The sequence below is a fragment of the Chryseobacterium sp. CCNWLW53 genome (assembly GCF_037083525.1).
GTDB lineage: Bacteria > Bacteroidota > Bacteroidia > Flavobacteriales > Weeksellaceae > Chryseobacterium > Chryseobacterium lathyri.
In genome coordinates, this window is the sequence record NZ_JBAOJR010000004.1 from 459,084 (window position 1) to 482,725 (window position 23,642).

20 protein-coding genes are annotated in these 23,642 nt (G+C 38.1%); 7 read left to right on the forward strand and 13 right to left on the reverse strand.

Annotated features, from left to right (window positions below):
- Positions 1-50 precede the first annotated feature (50 nt).
- The 13 genes from V6R96_RS15240 to V6R96_RS15300 form a co-directional block, all read right to left on the reverse strand.
- Positions 51-1,403, reverse strand: coding sequence for a sigma-54 dependent transcriptional regulator (locus V6R96_RS15240; RefSeq protein WP_336379274.1), 1,353 nt, complete (start codon positions 1,401-1,403; stop codon positions 51-53).
- Between the two features lie 21 nt (positions 1,404-1,424).
- Positions 1,425-3,695 (reverse strand): histidine kinase dimerization/phosphoacceptor domain -containing protein, encoded by a 2,271-nt coding sequence (locus V6R96_RS15245; protein ID WP_336379273.1) that lies wholly within the window; start codon positions 3,693-3,695, stop codon positions 1,425-1,427.
- Between the two features lie 46 nt (positions 3,696-3,741).
- On the reverse strand, positions 3,742-4,407 hold the full coding sequence (locus tag V6R96_RS15250; RefSeq protein ID WP_111960327.1) for a YoaK family protein: 666 nt from the start codon (positions 4,405-4,407) through the stop codon (positions 3,742-3,744).
- 6 nt (positions 4,408-4,413) lie between these two features.
- Positions 4,414-4,887 carry a Dps family protein gene (locus tag V6R96_RS15255; RefSeq protein ID WP_111960325.1) on the reverse strand — a complete coding sequence of 158 codons (474 nt, stop codon included), beginning with the start codon at positions 4,885-4,887 and terminating at the stop codon, positions 4,414-4,416.
- A gap of 1 nt (position 4,888) precedes the next feature.
- Positions 4,889-5,314: a DoxX family protein gene (locus tag V6R96_RS15260; protein WP_336379272.1), complete on the reverse strand. Its 426-nt coding sequence runs from the start codon at positions 5,312-5,314 to the stop codon at positions 4,889-4,891.
- A 12-nt stretch (positions 5,315-5,326) separates the two neighbouring features.
- On the reverse strand, positions 5,327-7,216 hold the full coding sequence (locus V6R96_RS15265) for an amidohydrolase (protein ID WP_336379271.1): 1,890 nt from the start codon (positions 7,214-7,216) through the stop codon (positions 5,327-5,329).
- Positions 7,217-7,221: 5 nt separating this feature from the next.
- The gene (locus tag V6R96_RS15270) at positions 7,222-7,968 is read right to left on the reverse strand and encodes a M17 family peptidase N-terminal domain-containing protein (protein ID WP_336379270.1); all 747 of its coding nucleotides are present in this window, start codon (positions 7,966-7,968) and stop codon (positions 7,222-7,224) included.
- Positions 7,969-7,989: 21 nt separating this feature from the next.
- Positions 7,990-9,378: an alginate export family protein gene (locus V6R96_RS15275; protein ID WP_336379269.1), complete on the reverse strand. Its 1,389-nt coding sequence runs from the start codon at positions 9,376-9,378 to the stop codon at positions 7,990-7,992.
- Positions 9,379-9,398: 20 nt separating this feature from the next.
- A complete protein-coding gene (locus V6R96_RS15280) occupies positions 9,399-10,031 on the reverse strand; it encodes a hydrolase (RefSeq protein ID WP_223559779.1) in 633 nt (210 codons plus the stop codon).
- Between the two features lie 62 nt (positions 10,032-10,093).
- Positions 10,094-11,017, reverse strand: coding sequence for an alpha/beta hydrolase (locus V6R96_RS15285; protein WP_336379268.1), 924 nt, complete (start codon positions 11,015-11,017; stop codon positions 10,094-10,096).
- A 178-nt stretch (positions 11,018-11,195) separates the two neighbouring features.
- Complete coding sequence (locus V6R96_RS15290; protein WP_223559781.1) at positions 11,196-11,684, reverse strand: MaoC family dehydratase; 489 nt, start codon at positions 11,682-11,684, stop codon at positions 11,196-11,198.
- Positions 11,685-11,734: 50 nt separating this feature from the next.
- The gene (locus tag V6R96_RS15295) at positions 11,735-12,556 is read right to left on the reverse strand and encodes an alpha/beta hydrolase (protein WP_336379267.1); all 822 of its coding nucleotides are present in this window, start codon (positions 12,554-12,556) and stop codon (positions 11,735-11,737) included.
- A 318-nt stretch (positions 12,557-12,874) separates the two neighbouring features.
- Positions 12,875-13,627: an SDR family oxidoreductase gene (locus V6R96_RS15300; protein WP_336379266.1), complete on the reverse strand. Its 753-nt coding sequence runs from the start codon at positions 13,625-13,627 to the stop codon at positions 12,875-12,877.
- Between the two features lie 393 nt (positions 13,628-14,020).
- On the opposite strand from V6R96_RS15300, the gene V6R96_RS15305 reads away from it, so the two are divergent.
- From V6R96_RS15305 to V6R96_RS15335, 7 genes are all read left to right on the forward strand, one after another.
- Positions 14,021-14,377, forward strand: coding sequence for a helix-turn-helix domain-containing protein (locus V6R96_RS15305; protein ID WP_336379265.1), 357 nt, complete (start codon positions 14,021-14,023; stop codon positions 14,375-14,377).
- Positions 14,378-14,575: 198 nt separating this feature from the next.
- Entirely contained in the window at positions 14,576-15,331 is a 756-nt protein-coding gene (locus V6R96_RS15310; protein WP_336379264.1) for an alpha/beta hydrolase, read from the forward strand.
- A 3-nt stretch (positions 15,332-15,334) separates the two neighbouring features.
- Positions 15,335-16,246, forward strand: a complete 912-nt coding sequence (locus V6R96_RS15315) for a helix-turn-helix transcriptional regulator (protein ID WP_336379263.1) — start codon at positions 15,335-15,337, stop codon at positions 16,244-16,246.
- Between the two features lie 209 nt (positions 16,247-16,455).
- Positions 16,456-17,349 carry an AraC family transcriptional regulator gene (locus V6R96_RS15320; protein ID WP_223559787.1) on the forward strand — a complete coding sequence of 298 codons (894 nt, stop codon included), beginning with the start codon at positions 16,456-16,458 and terminating at the stop codon, positions 17,347-17,349.
- A gap of 157 nt (positions 17,350-17,506) precedes the next feature.
- Complete coding sequence (locus V6R96_RS15325; protein ID WP_111960299.1) at positions 17,507-18,253, forward strand: glucose 1-dehydrogenase; 747 nt, start codon at positions 17,507-17,509, stop codon at positions 18,251-18,253.
- Positions 18,254-18,670: 417 nt separating this feature from the next.
- Positions 18,671-20,074 carry a glycoside hydrolase family 28 protein gene (locus V6R96_RS15330; protein WP_336379262.1) on the forward strand — a complete coding sequence of 468 codons (1,404 nt, stop codon included), beginning with the start codon at positions 18,671-18,673 and terminating at the stop codon, positions 20,072-20,074.
- Position 20,075: 1 nt separating this feature from the next.
- Positions 20,076-23,639 carry a DUF4450 domain-containing protein gene (locus V6R96_RS15335; RefSeq protein ID WP_336379261.1) on the forward strand — a complete coding sequence of 1,188 codons (3,564 nt, stop codon included), beginning with the start codon at positions 20,076-20,078 and terminating at the stop codon, positions 23,637-23,639.
- The last annotated feature ends 3 nt before the right edge of the window (positions 23,640-23,642 follow it).

Consider the following 23,642-nt stretch of genomic DNA (forward strand, 5'->3'; position numbering starts at 1 on the left):
AAGTGACTTCAACAAGATTAAATGTGTAAATTATTTTTCTTTATTCAGGTTTATTTATACCCTTTATCAATTCCCAGCTTCTTCATTTTAGAATAAAGTGTTTGAGGCTGCATTTTCAGTAATTCAGCAGCTCCTCCTATTCCAGAAACTTTCCCGCCGGAGTTTTGCAGGGCATTCAGAATATGATCTCTTTCCATTTCCTCCATCGATTTTAACTGGCCCTGAGGTTGATCAGAAGGCTTTTCTATGATATTGGGAAGGTCAAAATTTTCAATTTCTGCTATTTTTGCCAAGAGAACACTTCTTTCTATAAGATGTTCCAATTCCCTTATATTTCCCGGCCAGTTGTAGTTATGAAGCTGATCTAAAGCTTTTGCACTTATCGAAGTAATATTTCGCCTTGAAGCTGATGCATATTTGGTCAGGAAAAAATGAGCTAACAATTCAATATCTTCTTTTCGTTCTCTTAATGGCGGCAGTTCTATGGGGAAAACATTTAACCGGTAATATAAATCCAACCTGAACCTTCCTTCCGCCACTTCTTTTTCTAAAGACCTGTTGGTTGCTGCAACAATTCTGACATTAACTTTAATCGTTTTATTTCCACCCAATCTTTCGATTTCTTTTTCCTGAAGCACACGCAGGAGTTTTACCTGTGAGTCTAAGGGTAATTCACCGATTTCATCCAGAAAAATAGTTCCTCCGTCTGCCTGTTCAAACTTCCCGATTCTCATGGCATTGGCTCCTGTAAAGCTTCCTTTCTCATGACCGAAAAGTTCAGATTCAATGAGAGAATGAGGCAATGCTGCACAATTCACCACCACAATAGGCTGATCCTTTCGTTCTGAAAGTTCGTGTACAGAATGGGCTACTTTTTCTTTTCCGGTTCCGCTTTCTCCCACCACAAGTACGGAAGTATGGGTAGGTGCAACCACTCTTATTTTTTCAATAACATCCTGAAGGGAATTGCTTTTTCCGATAATTCCTTCAATGATACCATGATCACTGGTTTTCACAAACCCGCCTCCTTCCTCAATCCCGAAACGGTATTTTGCAATATCAAGCATGACGATCAGATCCCGCTCACGGAAAGGTTTAACCATAAATCCATAAGGCTGGGTTTCTTTTACCGCTTCCAGCGTTGACTGGTTGGTGTTGGCCGAAATGTATAGAAATGGCAGGTTGATTTCACGCAATTCCCAGGCAAGATCTATTCCTGTAAGATCGCCTTTGAGCATAATATCAAGAAGGACCCAATTGGGTTTATTTTCTGCAATTAATTTCCTGGCCTGAACTACCGAAGAGGCAATTCCGGTGATCTGGTAACCTGCTTTTATGAGCATGATCTTTAGATCATTGGCCACGATGAATTCGTCTTCTACAATTAAAATTTTTTCTTTCATTCTGATTTAAATTTCAACGTCTTATTTTGAAATATCAATTTCTGTTTTTTTCCTAAATGTGATGATGATCTTTAAACCATTTTTATTTTCCAGGAGAAAAGTTCCGTCGAGCTGGTCAGTTAATCCTCTCATGAGATTCATGCCTAGAGATTCGCTTTCATCAATGTTAAAGTCTTCCGGAAGCCCTACTCCATTATCGGAAACAATCAATTCGAAATCGTCTTTTCCGATACTTTTAAAAGTGACGATAACCTCTCCTTTCCGGTTTTCAGGAAATGCATATTTAACGGTATTATTGATCGCTTCGTTGACAATGAGTCCCATGGGTACAGCCTGCGAAACGTCCAGAAAAACCTTGTCAATATCCATCGTAAAGCTAACCTTCTTTTCTGATGAATAGCATTCTCTGATGTAACTGATCAATTCATAAATATACCACGACATATCTATCATTGACAGGTTATCCGACTGATACAGTTTCTGATGAATCAAAGACATGGCGTGCATCCTGTGCTGGCTGTTCTGAATGGCCATTAAAGCATCTTCATTCTCCAGGTACGCTGACTGTGTATTTAAAAGGCTGATCACGATCTGCAGGTTGTTCTTTACCCTGTGATGAATTTCCTTCAGCAGCCATTCTTTTTCGGACAGCAGTTTTTTCAGCTGCTCATTCTGTTCATCGATCTGCTTACGTTTCAGCTCAAGCGTTTTATTGGCATTACTTTTCAGTCTTGACCGGTTGTAAAGCAAGGCTGCAAAAATAATCAGCACCAGAATGCTTCCTATAAAAATGTACTTTACAAAAGTATCATTGGTAATCTGAATTTCCTGAACTTTTCCTTTCTGGGTAAGCAATTGGATGTTTTTATCTTTCTGATCTGTTTCAAACTGGATTTTCAGGCTGTTGATCTGTTTGCTTTTTTCGCCGTTAAAAACAGAATCTGAGAGCTTCTTATACAGCTGGTAATGTTCAATTGCGTCAAGATATTTTCCCCTGGCAGAATCTGCTTTAAACCAAATCAAATGATTTTCAGAACGCAGCATATCATTCCCGTTTTTTTTGGCTATTGAATCAAAAAGCTTTGCCTCACGATACATTGCATTATAATTCCTGGTCTGGTAATGATAAAAAACAAAGCTTCTCAACAGTGAAATCTGCTTGTTATTCTTCTCTCCGTTTTCACCATAATAATCCACCAGTATCTTGTAGTACATTTCAGCATTACTGAATTTTTTAAGAATGGTATACGTACTGAAGAGAATATAATTTTCAGTCATTTCAAATTCCTGGTCTGTAATCGGGTACCGGGCTTTATATTCTTTTATCATGGCAATTGCTTCCTCAAATTTCTTTTGTCTAATCAACATGGTAGAAATATTGTTAGCCACTGTGCGTACGTATGAATTATCATTGTTTTTTTTGGCAATGGTTAATGCTTTTCTCCAATATTTTAGGGCATCGTCATTTTGGCGCAGATAATAGTAAACCATTCCTACATGGTTACATATGGAACTCATCTGCAAAGAATTATCATCAAGGCTCTCGGCTGTTTTTTCAGCTAAAAGTCCGTAACGTAAAGCCTCCTCGTAATCTGCTTTCTGAACTTCAGCCTGAGAAAGGAAATTATAAACACCCTGCAATTCTTTAAATTTAACCGATTGATAAACGGATAAAGCTTCTTTAAGCAATGGTATCGACTTATACGGATTTTCCATTATGTTATACAGCTCACCCAGATCTTTTAAAACAGATCCCTGCTTCAGCTTTGCTCCTGAATTTTTATAAAGCAGAAGAGCTTTCTCTTTAAGCTTTATTTTGATATCGATATTTTTAGGATCATTATCATACATAAAAGAAAGCTCCTCATATCCTTCTCCTGCCTGTTCGGTCATTTTATGGGTTTCAAAATAATTGACAGCCTGTTTCATTTTTGAAAAGGCAACTGTTTTATTCCCTCTTTCTTTATCGATCTTTGCCTCCAGAAACATTGATTTTCCTTTGTTCAGCTTATCTCCGGTTTTTACACTCAGCAGGTTTGCTTCCTTGTTAAGGATGGCCGCACTGTCAAGATCTTTTTTAACTTCTCCCTGTTTGGTTATATAAAAATCGCTCAATCTCAGCAATAAAGCTGTTTTCTGCGTATCATTTTTTGAAGAAGAGATCTGCTTTCTCAGCAGCACAGGATTTTCCCTGGTTTGAGCTCTTAATGAGATACTTAAAAACAATAAAACCAATGAAAAATAAAATATCTTTAGTGGATTTCTATTAATAAAATAAAGGATAAAATTCATTTTTTAAAGATAATTCATTCTTCAATTATTTACCAGTCTTTACAGACTAAATTTTACGGTGATAAAGATAGCAGATGATCATTGCCAACCCCGGTAAAGCCAGTGTTACTAGCCCGAACTGTTTCCCAGCAAAAGCCCCTAAAAAACATCCGGTCAAAAAACCTAAAATAGTAACCAGTTGTTTTTTTAAACTGGCCAGGGCATCCACATCATTAAAACCGTTTTTCATTAAATTTCCAACGTCTAAAGATGCCTGGGTGACATTTCCGGTCATCATCGTAGTGGGCCCGTGCGTTTCTTTAGCATATAATTTTCCGAAAGCATTCTGCAGTCCCATCGCAAAAACAGCGACCATAGCAACGGCATACATCATCCATTCTGTAAAAATACCGGCATAGCTCAGTATGGCTACGGTAATTCCACTTAATAATAGCAAAAGTCCTTCGCAAAACAGAATGGTATAGTGATTCGTCACCCTGTACGCAATCCGCCCTCCTGTGATGACCGCCAGGATAAATACGGGAAAAGTAAGCAGCTTTACCCATGCGTGAACATCGGAACCTTTCACCAACTGATAGGCAAATACAATAAAGTTTCCCGTAACGTGCGCTGAAAAAACAGCATCCGCCGATACAAAAGTTACGGTATCACAATATCCCGCGATCATGGTTAAAAGTAAGGTGACAAAGCCTATATTATTTTTTACTTCCATCCTTTTTTATTTTAAATGTGAACGCAGCATCCAAGCCATTTTTTCGTGGGTTTCCAATAATCCGGTGATATAATCGCTGGTTCCTGCATCATGAAATTCAACAGCAAAGTTTTCTATATGTTCACGAAGATGAATCAAAATACTTTCATGATCAGAAAGGAGTTCTTTCATATAGGTGAGGCTGTCATTCGATTCCAAGTGATGCTCAGACAAATGAGTCAGGGCAAGATATTCTCTTAACGTAGCCGGTGCATAATGTCCCAATGTTCTGATTCTTTCGGCAAGATTATCGATAATCTCATCCAGCTGCCCGTATTGAGCCTCAAAAAACAGATGTTTGTTGTAGAAATCTGCTCCTTCCACATTCCAGTGGGCTTTTTTTGTTTTGGTATAGAGTACAAATTCATCTGCTAATGTCTGAACCAATACCTCAGCGACTTTCGCTAAGTTTTCATTTTTTATTCCTATTGAAGTTTTCATTTTAAAGTAGATTTAATAAATAATAATCGAGTGAATATTTTCCTGCACCCAGAGCAAGAATTAACAGTAAAGACAAGGTGTACATATAAGGTATATCGCGCACTTCGGGAGAATCTTTTCTGTGAACGATGAAATAGCCGATCGCCGTTACGCCAATTGTGGGTAATATGACGAGTCTGGTTCCCAGACCTAAAATGATTAAAAAAGGAACAACCAAATCGGCATACGAAGCCACCAAAGCATTCATTTTTTCCGGCAGTCCGAGAGGATTCGGAATGATTTCCTTCTGCCCGTTTTCCAGCCTGAACTTTTTCAGTCCGTGAACCCTGAATAACTGGATGGCAAAGAGTACCCGGAAGATCATAAAAGCAAAATCATTATAGGATGATCCTAAATCGGACACAAGGATCTGTTTCAAAATTTCCATAATTTTCAATGTTTAAAAGGCAAAACAGGAGCATCCCAACGCACCCCAGAATGAATGGTAATTATTAACAGGGACAGAACTCATTCTTGCTGCATCGTGGCTGTGATGATGTATATCGCAACTTCCGGCACAGCTGTGCACCTGTGAAGTCAGAGGGGCTTTTAAGTCTGCTTTTGCATTTTTTTCAATATCTTTCTGTACATGTCCGCCCACAGGATAATAACCATTGTACAAATTGACCGGTGACCAGTCCGGAAGAACAGGGATGGACGGTGGTGCGAATGAAGAAAAGTCTCCTTTTGCATAGACAATTTTACCGTTCACAATAGTCATCTCCGATTCTATATTTTTGATTTCTTCATCTTCTATCGTGAAGTAATCCTTATCAAGCACTGCCAGATCAGCAAACATTCCTACCCGGATATCTCCTTTTTTCTGCTGTTCCTGAGAAAACCATGCACTTCCCCTGGTATACAATTCCAGGGCAACTGCTCTGTCCAGCCTTGTTTCGTGATACAGCTGAAGTCCGCCAACCGTTTTTCCCACAGTAAGCCAATACATAGACATCCAGGGATTGTAACTACTGACTCTTGTTGCGTCTGAACCACCACCAACAGGCACTTCCATTTCAAGCATTTTCTTTATGGGAGGAGTATTTTCTGCTGCCGCTGAACCGTAACGGTCTGTAAAGTATTCTCCCTGGTAAGCCATTCTGCTTTGGATGGCAATTCCGCCGCCGAGCATTTTTACCCTTTCAATATTTCTTTCATCAATGGTTTCAGCGTGATCAAAAATCCACGGAAGTCCGTTGAATGGCATATCTTGGTTTACCTTTTCGAAAACATTTAAGAATCTTGTGATGCTTTCATTATAAGTGGCATGAAGTCTGAAAGGCCACCGGTTTTCCACTAATAATCGGACTACTTTTTCGAGGTCAGCTTCCATATTTTCGGGAAGGTCCGGTCTTGGCTGTAAAAAATCCTCGAAATCTGCGGCAGAGAAAACCAGCATTTCCCCAGCTCCGTTATGACGGTACATATCATCACCCTGATAAAGCTTTACGGTGTCAATCCACTCGCTGAAATCTTCAAACTCATTCTTTGGCTTTTGAGTAAATAAATTATAGGCAATCCTTACCGTTAACTGCTTATTTTCATTCAGTTCATTGACCACCTGATAATCATCCGGGAAATTTTGAAAACCACCACCTGCATCTATGACACTTGTGATCCCAAACCGGTTCAGCTCTTTCATAAAATGTCTGGTAGAATTTAGCTGATGTTCGTAGGATAATTTTGGACCTTTTGCCAATGTTGAATATAAAATCATTGCATTGGGTGTTGCAATAATAAGCCCTGTCGGTTCGCCATTTGAATCTCTTTCAATATGACCGCCCGGAGGTGCCGGAGTATTTTTGGTATACCCAACTGCTTTTAGTGCTGCTCTGTTCATTAATGCCCTGTCATATAAATGCAGGATAAAAACAGGGGTTTCCGGGGCAATCGCATTGATTTCTTCTAACGTAGGCATTCTTCTTTCCGCAAACTGAAATTCTGACCATCCGCCCACAACACGTACCCATTGGGGTGAAGGCGTGCGGTCAACCTGCTCCTTAAGCATGCGGAGAGCGTCGGCTAACGAAGGAACACCATCCCATCTTAATTCAAGATTATAATTCAATCCTCCCCGGATCAGGTGAATATGGGAATCATTAATTCCAGGAACAACTCTTTTCTTTTTAAGATCGATAATCTCTGTGGCTGCATCTGCAAACTGGTCTACCAACCCGTCATTTCCCAGAGCAATAATTTCACCTTCCTTCATGGCAACAGCCGAAATATCTGTTATTTCTTTACTGAAGCTGTGAATCTTTCCGTTATATAAAATAAGGTCTGCTTTCATAGGAATTATTGGGCATTCAGTTTTGAAACAGCTTCTTTAATTCCTTCTCCTGCAATATTGAAAAACGACGGACCTGCAAGCAATATCAGTTTCTGTAACTCCATTTTTTCAGATAAATGCCGGGTATTTAAATATGACTGTGTACGGTAGGCATCAAATGCTCCTAAAACCACATTTCCTGCAACCAAAGCTGTGGGAGAATCTATTCCGGCATCTTTAATATCACTAGCAAAAGAAACCGTTTTTACATTCAGCCTCAAAGCTTCTCTCATTGCAACGCTTCCTACTTTTTTCATTAATCCGGCATCGAAAGAATTTCTGTCGCCCAATCCTATCAGTAACAATTTCTTAGAGGCTAAACTTCCTTTCGGTGGCGTTATGAGTAATGTTTCCAAAGCATAGCCTTTGAACTGACCTTTTTTTCTGACTTCTGTAATGATTCCTTTTAATGCTTCATCCAGGTGAACCATTCCGTTCAGTTCGGCAGGAAGTGCGGGGGGATTGAAAATATCACCTTCCGTATACTCGAAAACGCAGGCAATCTGAAGGTCTGCCACAGCTGCAGATGGTCCCTGTACAAGACCAACAACAGAAACCCCGTCTACTTTCCCCCACGTGGTGGTGGTTCCTACCGCTGCTTTTGTTTCAGTTAATGTCTGCGCTGAAACAAACTGGATTCCTGAACTTGTAAGAATCAATGCGGCAAAAACCGCTTTGGACCAATTAAAATATTTTGATATTGAATTTTGCATAATAAATGATTTTAGTAATGATTAAAATTTGAATCCTAACCGGATATTGTAGAAAACGCCACTTTTAGCATTAGGAATAATATCTTCAATAAAAGCTCCTTTTCTGAAGTACTGAATTCCGCTCACTAAAGAGAAATAACGATTAAAACTGTAGGTAAAATTGGCTAAATAGGCTGTTCCGATATATCTTTTATCAGAACTGCTGCCTGGCCGATTGAGCACCCCACTTGGTCTGTACACCCCATCCTGAAGAGCATACCGCCAGTTGAAAACAACATCCATCTGCATTTTGAGTTTAGAAGTTAAGTCCAGTGTTACATAAGGATGAATATCTATAAGATTCACCGGTCCGATCTGTGGGCTAAAGCCAAAATACCCGCCTTTTGGATAGAGAGGATTAAATGTCTGAAGCTTTCCATCGTCTTTCGAGTGATCTCCGGAAATGTAATCGTTCCTCAGGTTGATGCTGGGTCTGAATCTTACATTTTCAAACAGATAGCCAATATCCACGGAACCTGTCCAGGCACTGATATTCTGATCTCCAAAACTTCCAAACTGATACGCCGCTTCAAGATTATAGATCAATCCGCCGCCATATTTCCAAAATCTTCCTCCGATCGTGTGGCGATTTTCTTTTGCCGCCCCAGCTTCAAAAACGGATTCGTCTCTTCGTATCCCGACATAATACAGATCAAGGTTTCCGGCTTGCGGAAAAATTATTTTAGAATAAGCGCCCCACAGATTGAGCTGTTTTGAAATCTTATTATCAAAAATTCCTGCATTGATACTATCTGCCATCATGGCAAAAGCATCTACAAAAACATTCTTATGGGAATACATTATTTTAGCTCCGGTAAAAGAAAGTCTTGCATTGGGACCTTCTCTTACAGAGATTAATCTTCCTGAACCATAGTCAAGTTCCTGACGGCCCAGCCTGAAAGTCAGTTTCTGAGCTGTTTTATTGATCAGGTTAGCATCAATAAAAAGGTTTTGAATGCTTAACTGATCTTCATCAATACCTCTTGATCCGTTTTTTCTTCCGTTCTGTAAAGCACTTCTGATCTGTGAAAACACCCTGATATTTTCCCCTAAATGCACATCGGCGTGAAGATCATACCGCTGCAGAAAAAAGTTGTTGTGTCCTATATCCAGTCTTCCCCAATCTTCATTGTTGAAATCTACATATTCATAGCGTGCCTCGCCTCCAAGAGACAGATAGCTATCTTTCTTTTCATTAAGAGGAAGAAATTTTACCCTGTTATAAAAAGTATCTGAAGAATCTTTTAAATATTCATAATTCTCATCGTAACGCAGGAGCTTGAAACTCTGGGCAGATAAGTTTTCAGAAAATAAAAAGAGCAGAAAGATGACCGTTTTTAAAGACCATATGTAATGTGCAGATCTCAACATTGAAAATTTTTATATAAATATTAATGGTTCAGCATATGATGAGCATAATGAATCCCCAATCCATAAGAACCCCCATATTTTTTCATTAAATCAGTCACAGGAATATAGGTTTCCTGACGTGCCCAATCTCTCTGAAGCTCTAAAATATACTGGATGGAGGTCATTGGTTTTACTCCTGCATGAATCATTCTCTGAATCGCTCTTTCGTGGGCTTCATCACTTACATCACCACAGGCATCAGTAATAACATACACATCATAGTTTTCTTCAAGAGCGGACAAGGCAGGCCCTACGATGCATACACCGGTCCATAATCCTGCGAAAACCAACTTCTGTTTCTGAGTAGCCACAATTGCTTTATAAGCTGCTTCATCTTCCCATGTATTCATTGTTGTTCTGTCAATGTATCCTGAAGTTGCCATAGGATATGCTTCTTCGATTTCAGGAAATACCGGACCTGAAAAGCTTTCTTCGGCTACCGTTGTTACAATTGTCGGCACATTAAATATTTTGGACGCCCCGCAGACTACAGCGACATTATTACGCAGTTCATTCATTGAGATGCTTTTCGTAGCGAATGCCATTTGACCTTCAAAATCGATCAATACAAGCGCATGATTATCCGGAGAAAGTAGTTTGGTTGATGGTTTCATAAAATTTATTTGTTTGTTATTATGTATTTATTCGGGTTAAGCGGAATAAGTTTTGACCGTACTTATTGTTTCAAAAACTTGATGAATTCTGCATTAAACTTATCTTTTTCTTCCAGGAATGAAGCATGTCCGCTTTTGTCAAAAGGAACCAATTGAGATCCTGAAATAGCTTTATGCATTTGTTCCGCCAATGCAAAAGACACGATTTTGTCTTCTTTCGCGTGGAGAATTAAAGTGGGGATTTTAATTTTTGGAAGATCACCGCGCAGATCTTCATCTCTTAAAGCAATTAGTGCCTGTTCCATTGCATATGGGGACGACTGCATTTCGATACTGCCCAGCCAGGCTCCAATTCCGGGAGAAACAGAAGTCGGGGAATACACAAATTTTTCACCGATGGCTGCCAATAATGCAGGTCTGTCCGTATTATTTAATTCAACCCACTTCGAGATGTCTTCTTTGGTAAAAAACGGATAAGGATAATCAGCTTTTTTAGTATGGCAGGGAGCTGCCGCTGAAAACAAGGCCAATTTGCTTACATGGGCACTGTTATATTTTGCTACATAATGCAGGGCAATCGCACCTCCCATGGAATGTCCGCCCAAGGTAGCATCCTTAATGTCTAATTGATCAAGAACAGCTTTGATATCGGCCGCAAATTGATCATAATTGTATTTTCCATAAGGTTTATCGGACTGCCCGAAACCTCTCAGGGTAATTCCGATTACCCGATAACCTTCTTTTACCAGAGCATGATATTGATACTCCCATGAAGCGTCACTCAAAGGATAGCCGTGGATCAGAATAACCGGTTTTCCTTCGCCCAGATCGGTAACATGCAGTTTTACATTGGGCTCAACTTCGATATATTCAGCTCTTGCTGTAGCTGTTTTTTCAGTGCTTTTTTCCGATTTATCTTTCGTGTTGCACGAAACGAATAATGTGGTTAATACAATAACCGCACTGATCATTGGTTTAATTTTCATGATATAAAGTATTTAGAGATGTATTAAAAAAATCACATCTGACGAATAAGTATTGTGATGATTGATAGAGATTTCTTCAAATCCGCTACTCCACGTTCAAAAGATGATACCCTTGTGAAAAATGAGGCAGAGGATTTGAAAAAAACATCAGCTATTAACTGTTGTAATAGGTTGTAATTTATCGCTTCAATAAGTATTTATGCTGACCTTCCAGTACAAGTTCTGATTTCTGGTTGTATACCGTTACTTTGGTCGTCACAATCCCTTTATCTCCCTGCGGACTCAAATCCGTAATCGTGAGCGAAGAATATAAGGTATCTCCGGAATGAACCTCCTTCAGGAAATTACATGAAAGTTCCAAAAAGCTGATGAAAACCTTCCCGAAATAATGCGGCAGCAAGGTTGCCCCCGGCGCAGTAAAGGCCAAAACCTGTAAACCATGAACTACTGGTGCCTCATGCCCCTGTCTTTTGGCATATTCTGCATCATAATGTATGGGATGGTTATCACATGATACGGTTTGAAAAGCTGAAGCATGAGCATCTGTCAATGTTCTGCTTGGAGCTCTGAATACCTCGCCTACTGCCAGTTCATCGAAACTGCGAGCCGGTACAATTGAAAAATCTTCAGGATTAAATGCTGGTTGTTTTGTATTTGAATTTTCCATAAAAACTTTCTGAATTAGAATAAATTACTATTTCACACCCAATAAAAAGCTTACTTTTTTATAAATGCCAGTATATCATTATTAATGGTTTCTGCTTCCGTAGTTGGCATTCCGTGGGGAAATCCCGGATAAGTAATCAATGTGCCGTTTTTCAGTAATTTGGCAGATTTTACACCCGCATTCTGATAAGGTACAATCTGGTCATCTTCTCCGTGTAACACTAAAACAGGAATTTCAACAGACTTTAAATCTTCCGTAAAATCGGTTTCTGAAAATGCTTTTACACATTCATAATGGGCAAGGATACTTCCCATCATCCCCTGTCTCCACCAATTTCTCTGCACCCCTTCTTTTATCACAGCACCTTCTCTGTTGTATCCGTAAAAAGGAATCGTCAAATCGATATAAAACTGCTGTCTGTTGGTAAGAGTTTGGTTTCTGATGTCGTCGAAAACTTCCATAGGAACCCCATCAGGATTATTTTCACTTTTTACCATCACAGGCGGAACAGCACTGATTAAAACTGCTTTGGCAACTCTGTCTTTGCCAAATTTATTGACGTAACGGATCACCTCACCTCCTCCGGTTGAGTGTCCTACGTGGATCGCATCTTTTAAATCCAGATATTCTGTCAGTTCAGCAACATCGGCAGCATAAGTTTCCATCTCGTGTCCGGTAGTAGTCTGACCTGAACGTCCGTGCCCTCTTCTGTCGAAGGCGATTACCCGATATCCTTTTTGCAGGAAAAACATGATCTGGGCATCCCAGTCATCAGATGATAAAGGCCATCCATGGTGAAACACAACAGGCTGTCCTGTTCCAAAATCTTTGTAAAAAATTTCTGTTCCGTCTTTTAATTTTAGTGTACTCATTGTTTGTAGATTATTTTTGATTGATAATTAAATTCATAAAAATTAATTACAAGAAGCGCACTAGAAATATAAAACTCTGTAATTCAAATATTTAATCACATGCCAAATAAAATAAAACTACGATATATCGTAGTTTTATGAGACTGTTATTTAAATATCAGAAAAAATCAGGATCAGTAAATACGTAATTGAATACCCATAAAGCCAATGTGCATAGATATTTTTCACTGGAAATAAAAATCATTACGGAACTAAATTTAAAAATTTAGTTCCGTAATGATTTCCTTGGCTATCGCGCTTAAAGCTATCTTTTTTGAATTATTTAGCCAGATAGGTCATCCCTCCATCAACAAGAAGTTCAGCCCCAAGCATGAATGAAGAATCATCAGAGGCCAGGAATACTGCGGTTTTACCAATGTCAGATGGCTGGCCTATTCTGCCTGTTGGCATTACACTTGCAAAGTGCGCTTTTACACCTTCGATTTGTTCTGCAGGAACAAACTTTTCAAATGCAGGTGTATCTGTTGTACCCGGTGTTATTACATTTGCCCTGATCTTTCTTTCTAAAAGATCGTTTGAAAATCCTTTTGCAAAAAAGATTACGGCTGCTTTTGCAGCACCATAAAGCGTAAAATTCGCATATGCCCGATGTGCAGCATTTGACCCGATCAAAATAATAGAACTACCATCATTCATATAAGGCAATGCTTTTTGAACAGTGAAGTAAACACTTTTCAGGTTCAGATCAATTGTTTTGTCAAAGTCGGTTTCACTTAAATTTGCCACAGTTCCTACAGTTCCAGCACCCGCATTGACTACAACCACATCTATTTTTCCAAATTTTTCTGCAGTTGCTGCAAACACTCTTTCCAGGTCGGCAATATTAGTTACGTCGGCATTGATACCTATAAAATTATCGCCAAGCTTAGCCACAGCATTATTTAAAGTGTCATGATTTCTGCCTACAATAGCACCAACAGCTCCTTCATTTTTAAATGCTTCTGCAATACCAAACCCGATACCGCTATTGCCACCTGTAATCACGGCAACCTTATTTTTTAATTTATCCATTATTTCTTTTATTTAATGTTTGAGCAACAAAGGTAGATCAACCAAGTTATTTTTAGTAACTTTGTACTGATAAATAACAGTAACATAGAGGTAACACAGTAACATTGTAATGTATCAGATTAAAGATTTTCAACAGGAAAACAAGAAAAAAGGTTCGGTCAAAGTTTAATGGGATACGAAGGAAGGTATAGTTTTCTCCGCACCTGAAAAAACTGAGAACAGAATATTGAAAAAGACATCCGGACAGTATTAATACCTCAATGAAAGGGGATAAAAAAATCTGTATTGCATTAAACAATAGTGATTTCGACTTTTCATTTAAACAAAAGTAAATTTCAGCTTTGTACAGATAAATAATAAATAACATTAACATACAGTATAACTAATTAATAAATGAAGTGTGCAATAACAGAATTCCAGCAGGAACAAAAGAAAAGAATGAGATCCGTTCAGGATGCCATGGATGCGTTGAGCGGAAAATGGAAGATCGCTATTATCTCGTCGATCTGCTGTTACGGTAAAAGAAGATTTTCAGACATTCTGAATGATGTTGAAGGTGTTTCCAACAGAATGCTGAGCAAAGAATTGAAAGAACTGGAACTCAACCAGCTGGTCAAAAGAACAGTTTTACCTACACAACCTATAACAGTTGAATATGAATTGACAGAACACGGCAATACGCTGCAAAGGATTATCAGCGAACTTTCAGATTGGGGAATTGTACATCGGAATAAAATTATCGGAAAATAATGTTCGTTACTTGTTATTTTCCAAGTAGCGTATCAAAATATAGATAAAGGAGCCATAATGTGAACACAAAATTTGTACTCAGCCAAATCTGTTGACACTTATGATCAACAGGCATTTTGACTAAAACAAAGTGCAATCAGGCTAAATTGCTTCCTACATTACTGCATAAATTTGCTTTAAGAATTAAACAATAAAAAGATGAGAACAGCAATTTTTATACTGACAAGCATGATGTTTTCCATGATGGTATTTGGCCAGCAACATCAGCCCCGGACTTTTTTATTTGTTCCGGGTGCCTGGGATGGCGGTTGGGATTATGCTAAGGTAGATTCTATCTTAGGCGAAAAAGGAGATATTGTCTATCGTCCCACTTTAACAGGTCTGGGAGAGAGAGTTCATCTATCGAATGCAAACATAAATCTTACAACTTACGTTACAGATATCGTAAATGTGATCAGGTTCGAGAACCTGCATAATGTTATCCTTGTTGGCCACAGTTATGGAGGAATGGTTATCTCCGGGGTAGCAGAACAGGTCCCCGACCGTATCAGCAACCTGATTTATCTGGATGCTATGGTTCCTAACGATGGCGAAAGCGCCAAAGACGTCTGTGGGGATCTATGGGATAAAGTGATGGTTCCGTTTATAAAGGATTCTGTTATGCTTTATCCATTCGGTCCAACAAAAAATATTTATCCCACCGATGTCCCCCAGCCATTAAAAACTTTTACTGAACCTTTGAAGATAAGGAATCCATTGGTGAAAAATATCCCGGCTGTTTATATCTCAATGACAAAAAATGGCAAACCTGCGAATGAAAAAATGGGGTACAGCAGAGCAAAAGCAAGGAACTGGAAAATTTATAACCTGGAAGGTGGTCATTACGCTATGCGTGAACAGCCCGAAAACCTCGTGAAAAAACTTGAAGAGGTTCTACAGGATCAAAATCGTTAAATTATGGAAAACAATCTGCCCCTCAGGATCGAAACGGTCAGTAAATATCATAAGGTGATGGGACTTCCCAATCCTGAGCATCCTCTGATCAGTGTTATAGATTATAGTACCATTATAATGCCTTGTATGGCGAATGTCAGTCTGATCTTTGATTTTTATACTGTGTTACTTGACCGGGATTTCAGAGGCAGGATGAAATACGGACAGCAGCAAAGTGATTTTGAGCAGGGTGTCCTGTTTATGATGTCTCCAAACCAAGTGTTTGAAATTGATGTAGAAGAAATAACAAACCGTTCAGGGCTATTATTGCTTATCCATCCTGATCTATTGTGGAACACATCTTTATCAAAAAGGATAAGGGAATATGAATTTTTTGATTATTCTATTAATGAAGCATTATTTCTTTCAGACAAAGAAGAGGAGTCTATTGTTAGGATATTTCAGGATATTGCAATCGAATATCAGCACAAAATCGATAAGTTCAGCCAGACAGTCATTATTGCTCAATTAGAGTTGCTTCTAACCTATACGGATAGGTTTTATCAGCGTCAGTTTATCACACGTCAGAAGAGCAATCATCAAATTTTAAGCCGTCTGGAAGATCTGCTTTCGAGCTATTTTAACAGTGATAACTTAGTGATAGAGGGTATTCCAACTGTACAGTACGTTGCTGGGGAACTTAATATTTCGCCGAAATATTTAAGCAGTTTGCTGCGCGTGCTGACAGGACGAAATACTCAGCAGCATATCCATGACAAATTGATTGAAAAAGCTAAAGAAAAACTATCAACTACAAATTTGACGGTAAGTGAAATTGCATATGAACTGGGTTTTGAACATTTACAGTCATTCAGTAAATTATTTAAGGCCAAGACAAAAGTTTCGCCCCTGAATTTCAGGCAGTCATTTAGCTAAATACCTGGCCTCTTTCAGGTTATTTGGATCGCATTCCACCGTTAGAGGATCGGGCCATCTTATAATTTTGCTTTTAAGACTCTTAAAAACATATCTTTCTTCAATAAATAATTTGACAAAAGTTTAAAGATATGTGCAAAAATTGCATTCAAAATGATCATCTTCATTGACCAATTAATTTAATAACTATTTATACAATTATTTTTCCAATGGACTCATACTCGATTAAAAATATCATCACATTTCGTGAACTAAAATGGAATTATACCGAGGACTTTTTATTTCTGACCGATATACCTGAGTCTTTTGAACCATTTATCCTGACACCTGATTATTTCTCATATGGAATCATTAATAAAGGGCAACTTGTTGTGGAACTTGATGGAGAATTACTTCATATAGATAATAAGAAGCGTTCTTTTTTCATATATCGCCCTCATCAGAATCTCAAGATCGTTGAAATTTCTCCTGGTACACAAGGTGCTTTTGTCCTGTTTAATAAAAAATTTATCCAAACCCTTGATAATCATTTTTTATCCATAACAGAAAAAACTTTTCTTGAACGCCGTTTCGGGACATATTATAGTTTAAAGTCTAAAGATTTCAATCGCTTACAAGATCTCTTTTCAAAGATCTTTGATCTCCTTTCCTTTATAAATTCGGAACTGTGGGAGCAAACGGCTAAGAACTTGATGTTAGTTCTTATCAGTGAGACCGATCTGGTCATAAGTAAATATAGACCTTCATCCAAACAATTCACTTTTAATAGAAGTCATCATCTTGTAGAAAGCTTTATGCGTTTGGTCAGTGAAAACTATCTGCATGAACAAAATCTTGACTATTATGCATTTCAGCTTAATATCACTGTAAATTATCTGCATAAGATCGTGCAAAACTCTCTGAACATTACTCCCAGCAAAATAATACAAAATGCAATATTAGACCAGTCTATCCTATTACTTAAGAATTCTGATAATAACATTGGCGAAATTGCAGAAAAATTATCATTCAAAGATATTTACTCATTCAGTAAGTTCTTTAAAAAAAATATGAATGTTTCTCCAAAAAAGTATCGAAATCAACTGGCAGCAGAATTACAATAGTAGAGAATTAGGTAAATAATGTAAAGATTTGGACATTTCAAATCCTGTTGATTTTTGGTAATATTGATTTTTATGTTGATATGAAAGCATGATCGAATTTTAGAACGGACCATGGTGTTATGCATATCAATATTTTTATTAATCAAATGAAATCAATATGAAAAGATTAAATGGCAAAGTGGCCATCATTACAGGTGGCTCACAGGGCATGGGAGAATCCCATGTAAGAACCTTCGTAGCTGAAGGTGCAAAAGTGATCTTTACTGACCTTAATGAAGAGAAAGGCCAAAAGATCGCAAATGAATTAGGAGAGAATGCTGTTTTTGTAAAACAAGATGTTACCAGTGTAGAGGACTGGAAAAAAGTAATATCAGAGGCGGAAAGTAGATTTGGACCGGTCAATGTCCTGGTAAACAATGCAGGAATACTTGGACCCATAAAAACGATAACCGAAATTTCTGAGGAAGAATATCAGAAAGTTGTTGACATCAATCAAAATGGTGTCTTTTACGGAATGAAATATACAATCCCATCAATGCAGAAAGCTGGTATAGGTTCCATTATCAACATTTCATCAATAGCAGGGATCATTGCAATTCCAGGCTATCCCAGCTTAGCATATATGGGAAGTAAGTTTGCTGTACGTGGAATGACCAAAGCTGCTGCAGTTGAGTATGGGAAGGAAAATATCCGCGCCAACTCAGTACATCCTGGCTACATAAAGACACCAATGATGGTAGAAGCTACAGACGAAGATGGCAGTGGCGCTGCCGATGCTATTCCATTGGGAAGGATGGCGGATGCAAAAGAGGTAAGCGACCTTGTTATATTCCTCGCTTCCGACGAATCTTCTTTTCTTACTGGTACAGAACAGATTATTGATGGCGGAATGAGTATCCAATAGAATAAATATTTATAATCATTAAAAAAGGATTAATTATTTTAATCCTTTTTTTTTCAATTTAAGACTTCGATATTCCAATGGCGTTTGTCCTGTTCTGCTTTAAAGTATCTCCCGAAAAAAGAGGCATTGGAAAAATGAAACTCATCAGCAACTTATGCAACAGTTAGGTTTGAGCTTTTCAACATTCCTTTAACTGCCAATAACACGATTTCATCAATCCATTCTCCTGCAGTTTTTCCACTTGTGTCCTTCAACCCATGAAAAGTCTTCTTCCCATCACAAAATATCCCCGGAAACAATTAATGAATTGTATACCGACAGTGCAGGATAATTTTTAATCATAATTATTTTAGATTGCGATAAAGAAAGAGATTTTAATATTAATGCTCCTTCTTCAACTAATATTTCTCTAACATTATGAAAAAATATGCTTTAATACTTTTCGCATTAATCATGTCAATTCCCGTTTCGGCGCAATACAAACCCTGGACTTCCTCAGAACAACCTTTAAAGGAAATCAAGACATTAAAAAAACAAATTGTAAAGCCCAGCTTCAGAAAACAAGACTATATAATTACCGATTTTGGGGCCATTGGCGATGGAAAGACAAAAAATACGGAAGCCTTTAAAAAAGCCATCGAAAAATGCAATGCAGAAGGCGGAGGAAGAGTTGTGGTTCCAAAAGGAATCTTTTTGACAGGGGCTATTTATTTAAAAAGCAATGTGGATTTACATGTTAGTGAACATGCAACGATCTTATTCAGTCAGGACAGTAATGATTATCCTATTGTTTTCACAAGATGGGAAGGAATGGAATGCATGAATTATTCATCGTTGATCTATGCTTACGAAGAAGAAAATATTGCTATAACCGGAAAAGGAACACTGGACGGAAACTCTGACAACGACCATTGGTGGTTTTGGTGTGGTGCAAAAAAATATGGCTGGAACGAATCCCGTCCGGGAAGACAAAATCCTGCCCGTGCAAAACTACATGAATACATGGCTCAAAAGAAAAATCCGAGAGAAAGAATATTCGGTGACGGATATTATCTGAGACCTAATTTCGTTCAGCCTTATAAGAGTAAAAATTTCTATATGGCGGATGTTTTGGTGAAAAATTCTCCAATGTGGAACCTTAATCCCGTATTGTGTGAAAATGTTTTGATAGAAAGAGTAAAAGTAATCAGTCATGGTCCTAATAACGATGGTTTCGATCCTGAAGCGTGTAAAAATGTGTGGATCAAAGATTCATATTTTGATACGGGAGATGATTGTATTGCCATAAAATCCGGAAGAGATGAAGACGGAAGAGGCATCGGGAAACCAGCGGAAAACCATATCATCGAAAACTGTGAAATGAAAGATGGACACGGCGGTGTAGTGATCGGAAGCGAAATTGCAGGCGGAGCAAAAAATATTTATGCCATAGGAAATGTCATGGACAGTAAAAATCTTGACAGGGCACTTCGCATTAAAACCAGTTCAAGCCGTGGCGGAATTATTGAAAATGTATTCTTCTACAATACAAAAGTAGGCGCTTATAAAGAAGCTGCAGTGCGTTTCAATATGCATTATGAAAAACCGGGCGACTTCATCCCTACTATCAGAAACATCTGGGTAGAAAACCTGACCGTAAAAAAAGGCGGAAAATATGCCATTCTTTCTGATGCCTACGAATCTTCTCCGATAACAGATTTTACCATGGTTAATGCTAAAATTAACGGTGTTGAAATTCCTTATAATGTTGATTTTTTAAAGAATGTCACCCTGAAAAATGTCACTGTTAACGGAAAGCCATTAACTGATTTAAAAAAATAAAATGCAAAAAACATCCATTTTAGCAGGCTTTATCATTTTGTCTGCATTCTCACATTCTTTCGCCCAATCCAGACATTGGCAGAAAAATGAGAGGGAGCTGCATTACAAAGAAGACAAAGGGGATTTTTTGTTGGTTAACGGGAAATACCGTTTTAACCGTGCTTTGTATGGCAACAATCGTGCTTCAAGAGTGGAGGCCGGAGATTTGCCGGAGTTTGCATTGTATCTTCCCGGAATGGGCGGTAATCTTCAGTTTGTCATTCAGAAAGGAAATTCATTTAAAAAATTAATTCTGGCCGATAGCATTGAAACCCGTTATCGTCCTGGCCTGATGCTTTATACCATTAAAGATCAGATTCTTGGAAATGGAAATTTAAAACTGGTGGTTTTAGCACAATCTAAAGAAGAAGGCTTGATTTTAAAAATGGAAATGGAGAATGTTGATCCTGCATCAAAGATCTACGCTGTTTATGGTGGAGCAAGCGGAAAAACATTCAGCAGAAATGGCGACATCGGCGCAGACCCGGAATCAGGTTTTTATTTGCTTCCGGAATATTGTGAAGGCAATCAGTTTCAAATCAATAAAAACCAATTTGAGCTTACTTATTTAAACAAGAAAAAAGAAAATCAGTATATTAATGGAAGTTTTTCAAGCACCAATTCATTACAATTGGCCGATGCAAAAACATTGGAAAAACTATCTGATTTTACACAATATAAAGCAGAAAAATCTCCAATAATTTACGCAACGTATTCAACACAAAAAAATCCTATTTATATTCAAATAAAAAAAGGAAAAGCAGAGAAAAATCTTTCAGATGAACAGCTAACAAGTATTTTTGACGAAGCCGAAAAATCCCGGTTATCATTAATCAACCGTGTTCAGTTAAAAACGCCGGATCCGGATTTAAATAATTTCGGAGCAACTCTTGCCATCGCCGCAGACGGCGTTTGGGAAAGCCCTACGTTTCTTCATGGCGCCGTTGCCTGGAGGATGAGGCTAAATGCCTGGCGAGGAGCTTATGCAGCCGATGTTCTCAGTTGGCACGACCGTGCAAAAGAACACTTTGAAAGCTATTCCAATTCTCAGGTTTTAAAACCCGATTCCGCACCCGTTGAGATGGATACGCTTTTGCATCTGGCAAGGCACAAAGAAAAAATGGGAACTTCGGTGTTCTCAAGCGGATATATTTCCAGAAATCCCAATGACAATTCAAAACCGCATCATTATGATATGAATCTGGTTTTCTTTGATCAGATGTTTTCTCATTTCAACTACACAGGAGATGTGGATTTTTTGAAAAAAATGTGGCCAACAATGGTCCGTCATATGGATTGGGAAAAACGGAATTTCAAACGGGACGGCCTTTATGATGCATATGCTGCAATTTGGGCAAGTGATGCTTTGCAGTATTCAGGTGGAAAAGTGACCCACACTTCTGCCTATAATTACAGAGCCAACCGTGAAATGGCAAAACTGGCAAAAATCATTGGCGAAGATTCCACCCCTTACGAAAAAGAAGCTGAAACCATTTTTAAAGCCATGAAAAACCAGCTTTGGATTAAAAGTAAAGGTTATTTTGCTGAATATGAAGATGCCCTGGGTAATAAAATTCTTCACGACAAGCCTGGAATATGGTCAATTTATCATGTTTCGGATGCTTATATTTTAAATGAATTTGAAGATTATCAAAACACGCAATACATCAACAATCACATTCCGAAGATTCCCGTAACAGTAAAAGGTGAAATTAATAAAAATTATTACACACTTTCCACCACCAACTGGCAGCCTTATGATTGGTCGATCAACAATGTGGCGTTGGCCGAGAATTTACAAACCGCTTTAGCGTATTGGCAGGCAGGGAGAAATGATGATGCCTATCGACTTTGGAAAGGCAACCTGGTCGAAAGTATGTATTACGGCATCAGTCCTGGGAATTTTGAGCAATTATCCCACTATGATGCCTTTCGTGGAGAATTGTACCGTGATTTTGCCGATCCGATTGGTGTAGCTGCGAGAACTTTAACAGAAGGACTTTTCGGAATTTATCCAAAATTACTAGAAAATAAGATCAACATAAAACCAGGATTTCCCAAAGGCTGGAATTTTGCAGAACTGAAACTTCCGGATTGGGAATTTAAGTTTAACAGAAACTCTAAAAAAACAAATTATTGGCTTAAGTCAAATTATGTAAACCCGGTTTCGCTTGATGTACTGATTCCTGTGAATCATACCAAAATAAAATCGGTGACAGTAAATGGTAAAAAAGCAGATTGGAGAATACAACCCAATTCTATTTTACAGCCTTTTGTAAAGTTGGAAACAGAAAAAGGAAAAGAATTCAACATTGAAATTACATATTCGGGAGAAGAATTAAAAACCGAAAAGACAGATTACATCAATTATATCTCTGAAAATCTCCAGCTCCATTTAGATTCAAAAAAGAAGATTCAGCAAATCTACGATCCGCAGGAATTAATTAAAAAACGAAACGGCAATCAATTTAATTTGGTGAAAGAAGAAAGAAAAGGAACTTTTTTCGTTCAATTGGAACAAAATGGAACGCAATGGTGGCAACCTGTGAATGTCGATATTCAATATCCTTTAGAAATAAAATGGGTGAATAAAAAACTGCAAATTCAGTCTAAATCATCCAATACAATCAATGGAAAATTGAGTATTGATAATTTAAATAAAACTTTTTCAATTCAAAAAAATCAAAATACATCAATTGAAATTCCAACAAATAATCTCAGCAAGGGAACCAACTTCATTCAGCTTGAGTACGATGGAATTAAACAAAATGTAGAAATAACAGATTGGGAAATCGAAAATAAAGGAGAGTTCAGTCCTGTTTCATTAGCCTTAAAATATAATGAAAGAGTAACTGGAATTTTTAATCAAAAATATCTTTCACCACGGCCCAATGTCCCTACCCTGCAGCTTCCATGGCAAGGAATCGGAAACTGGTGCTATCCGCTGACCACCACTCAAATTGATGACAGCGGACTGATGAAAAAACGAAAAGACGGAAAGCTTGAGTTCTTAGGAATTCCTTTTTTAATTAATAACGAAGAGAAAAATATTGTCTTTACAAGTCAATGGGATAATTTTCCGGAATCGGTTGAAATCCCTGTTACAGGAAAAGGACGAAAAGTCTATTTTCTGATGGCTGGTTCAACCAACCCTATGCAGTCACAAATTACCAACGGAACGGTTACGGTTCAATATTCAGATGGTTCGAGTACAGAATTAGAACTAAAAAACCCCGTGAACTGGTGGCCTATCGAACAGGATTTGTTTGACGATAATTTTGCTTTTGAAATTCCGGATGATAAAATTCCGTACCGGGTTCAGCTGAAAACCGGGGAATTGTACAAAGGAGGAAGTTTAACGAAATATTCGGAAATTAAAGGAGTGAGCAGTCGGTCTGTTGAAGGAGGTGCCGCAACCATTCTGGATCTGCCGATTGACCCAAACAGAGAATTAAAATCAATAAAATTAACAGCAGTGAGCAACGATGTCGTTATCGGATTGATGAGTGCCACTATTCTTAAATAAAAA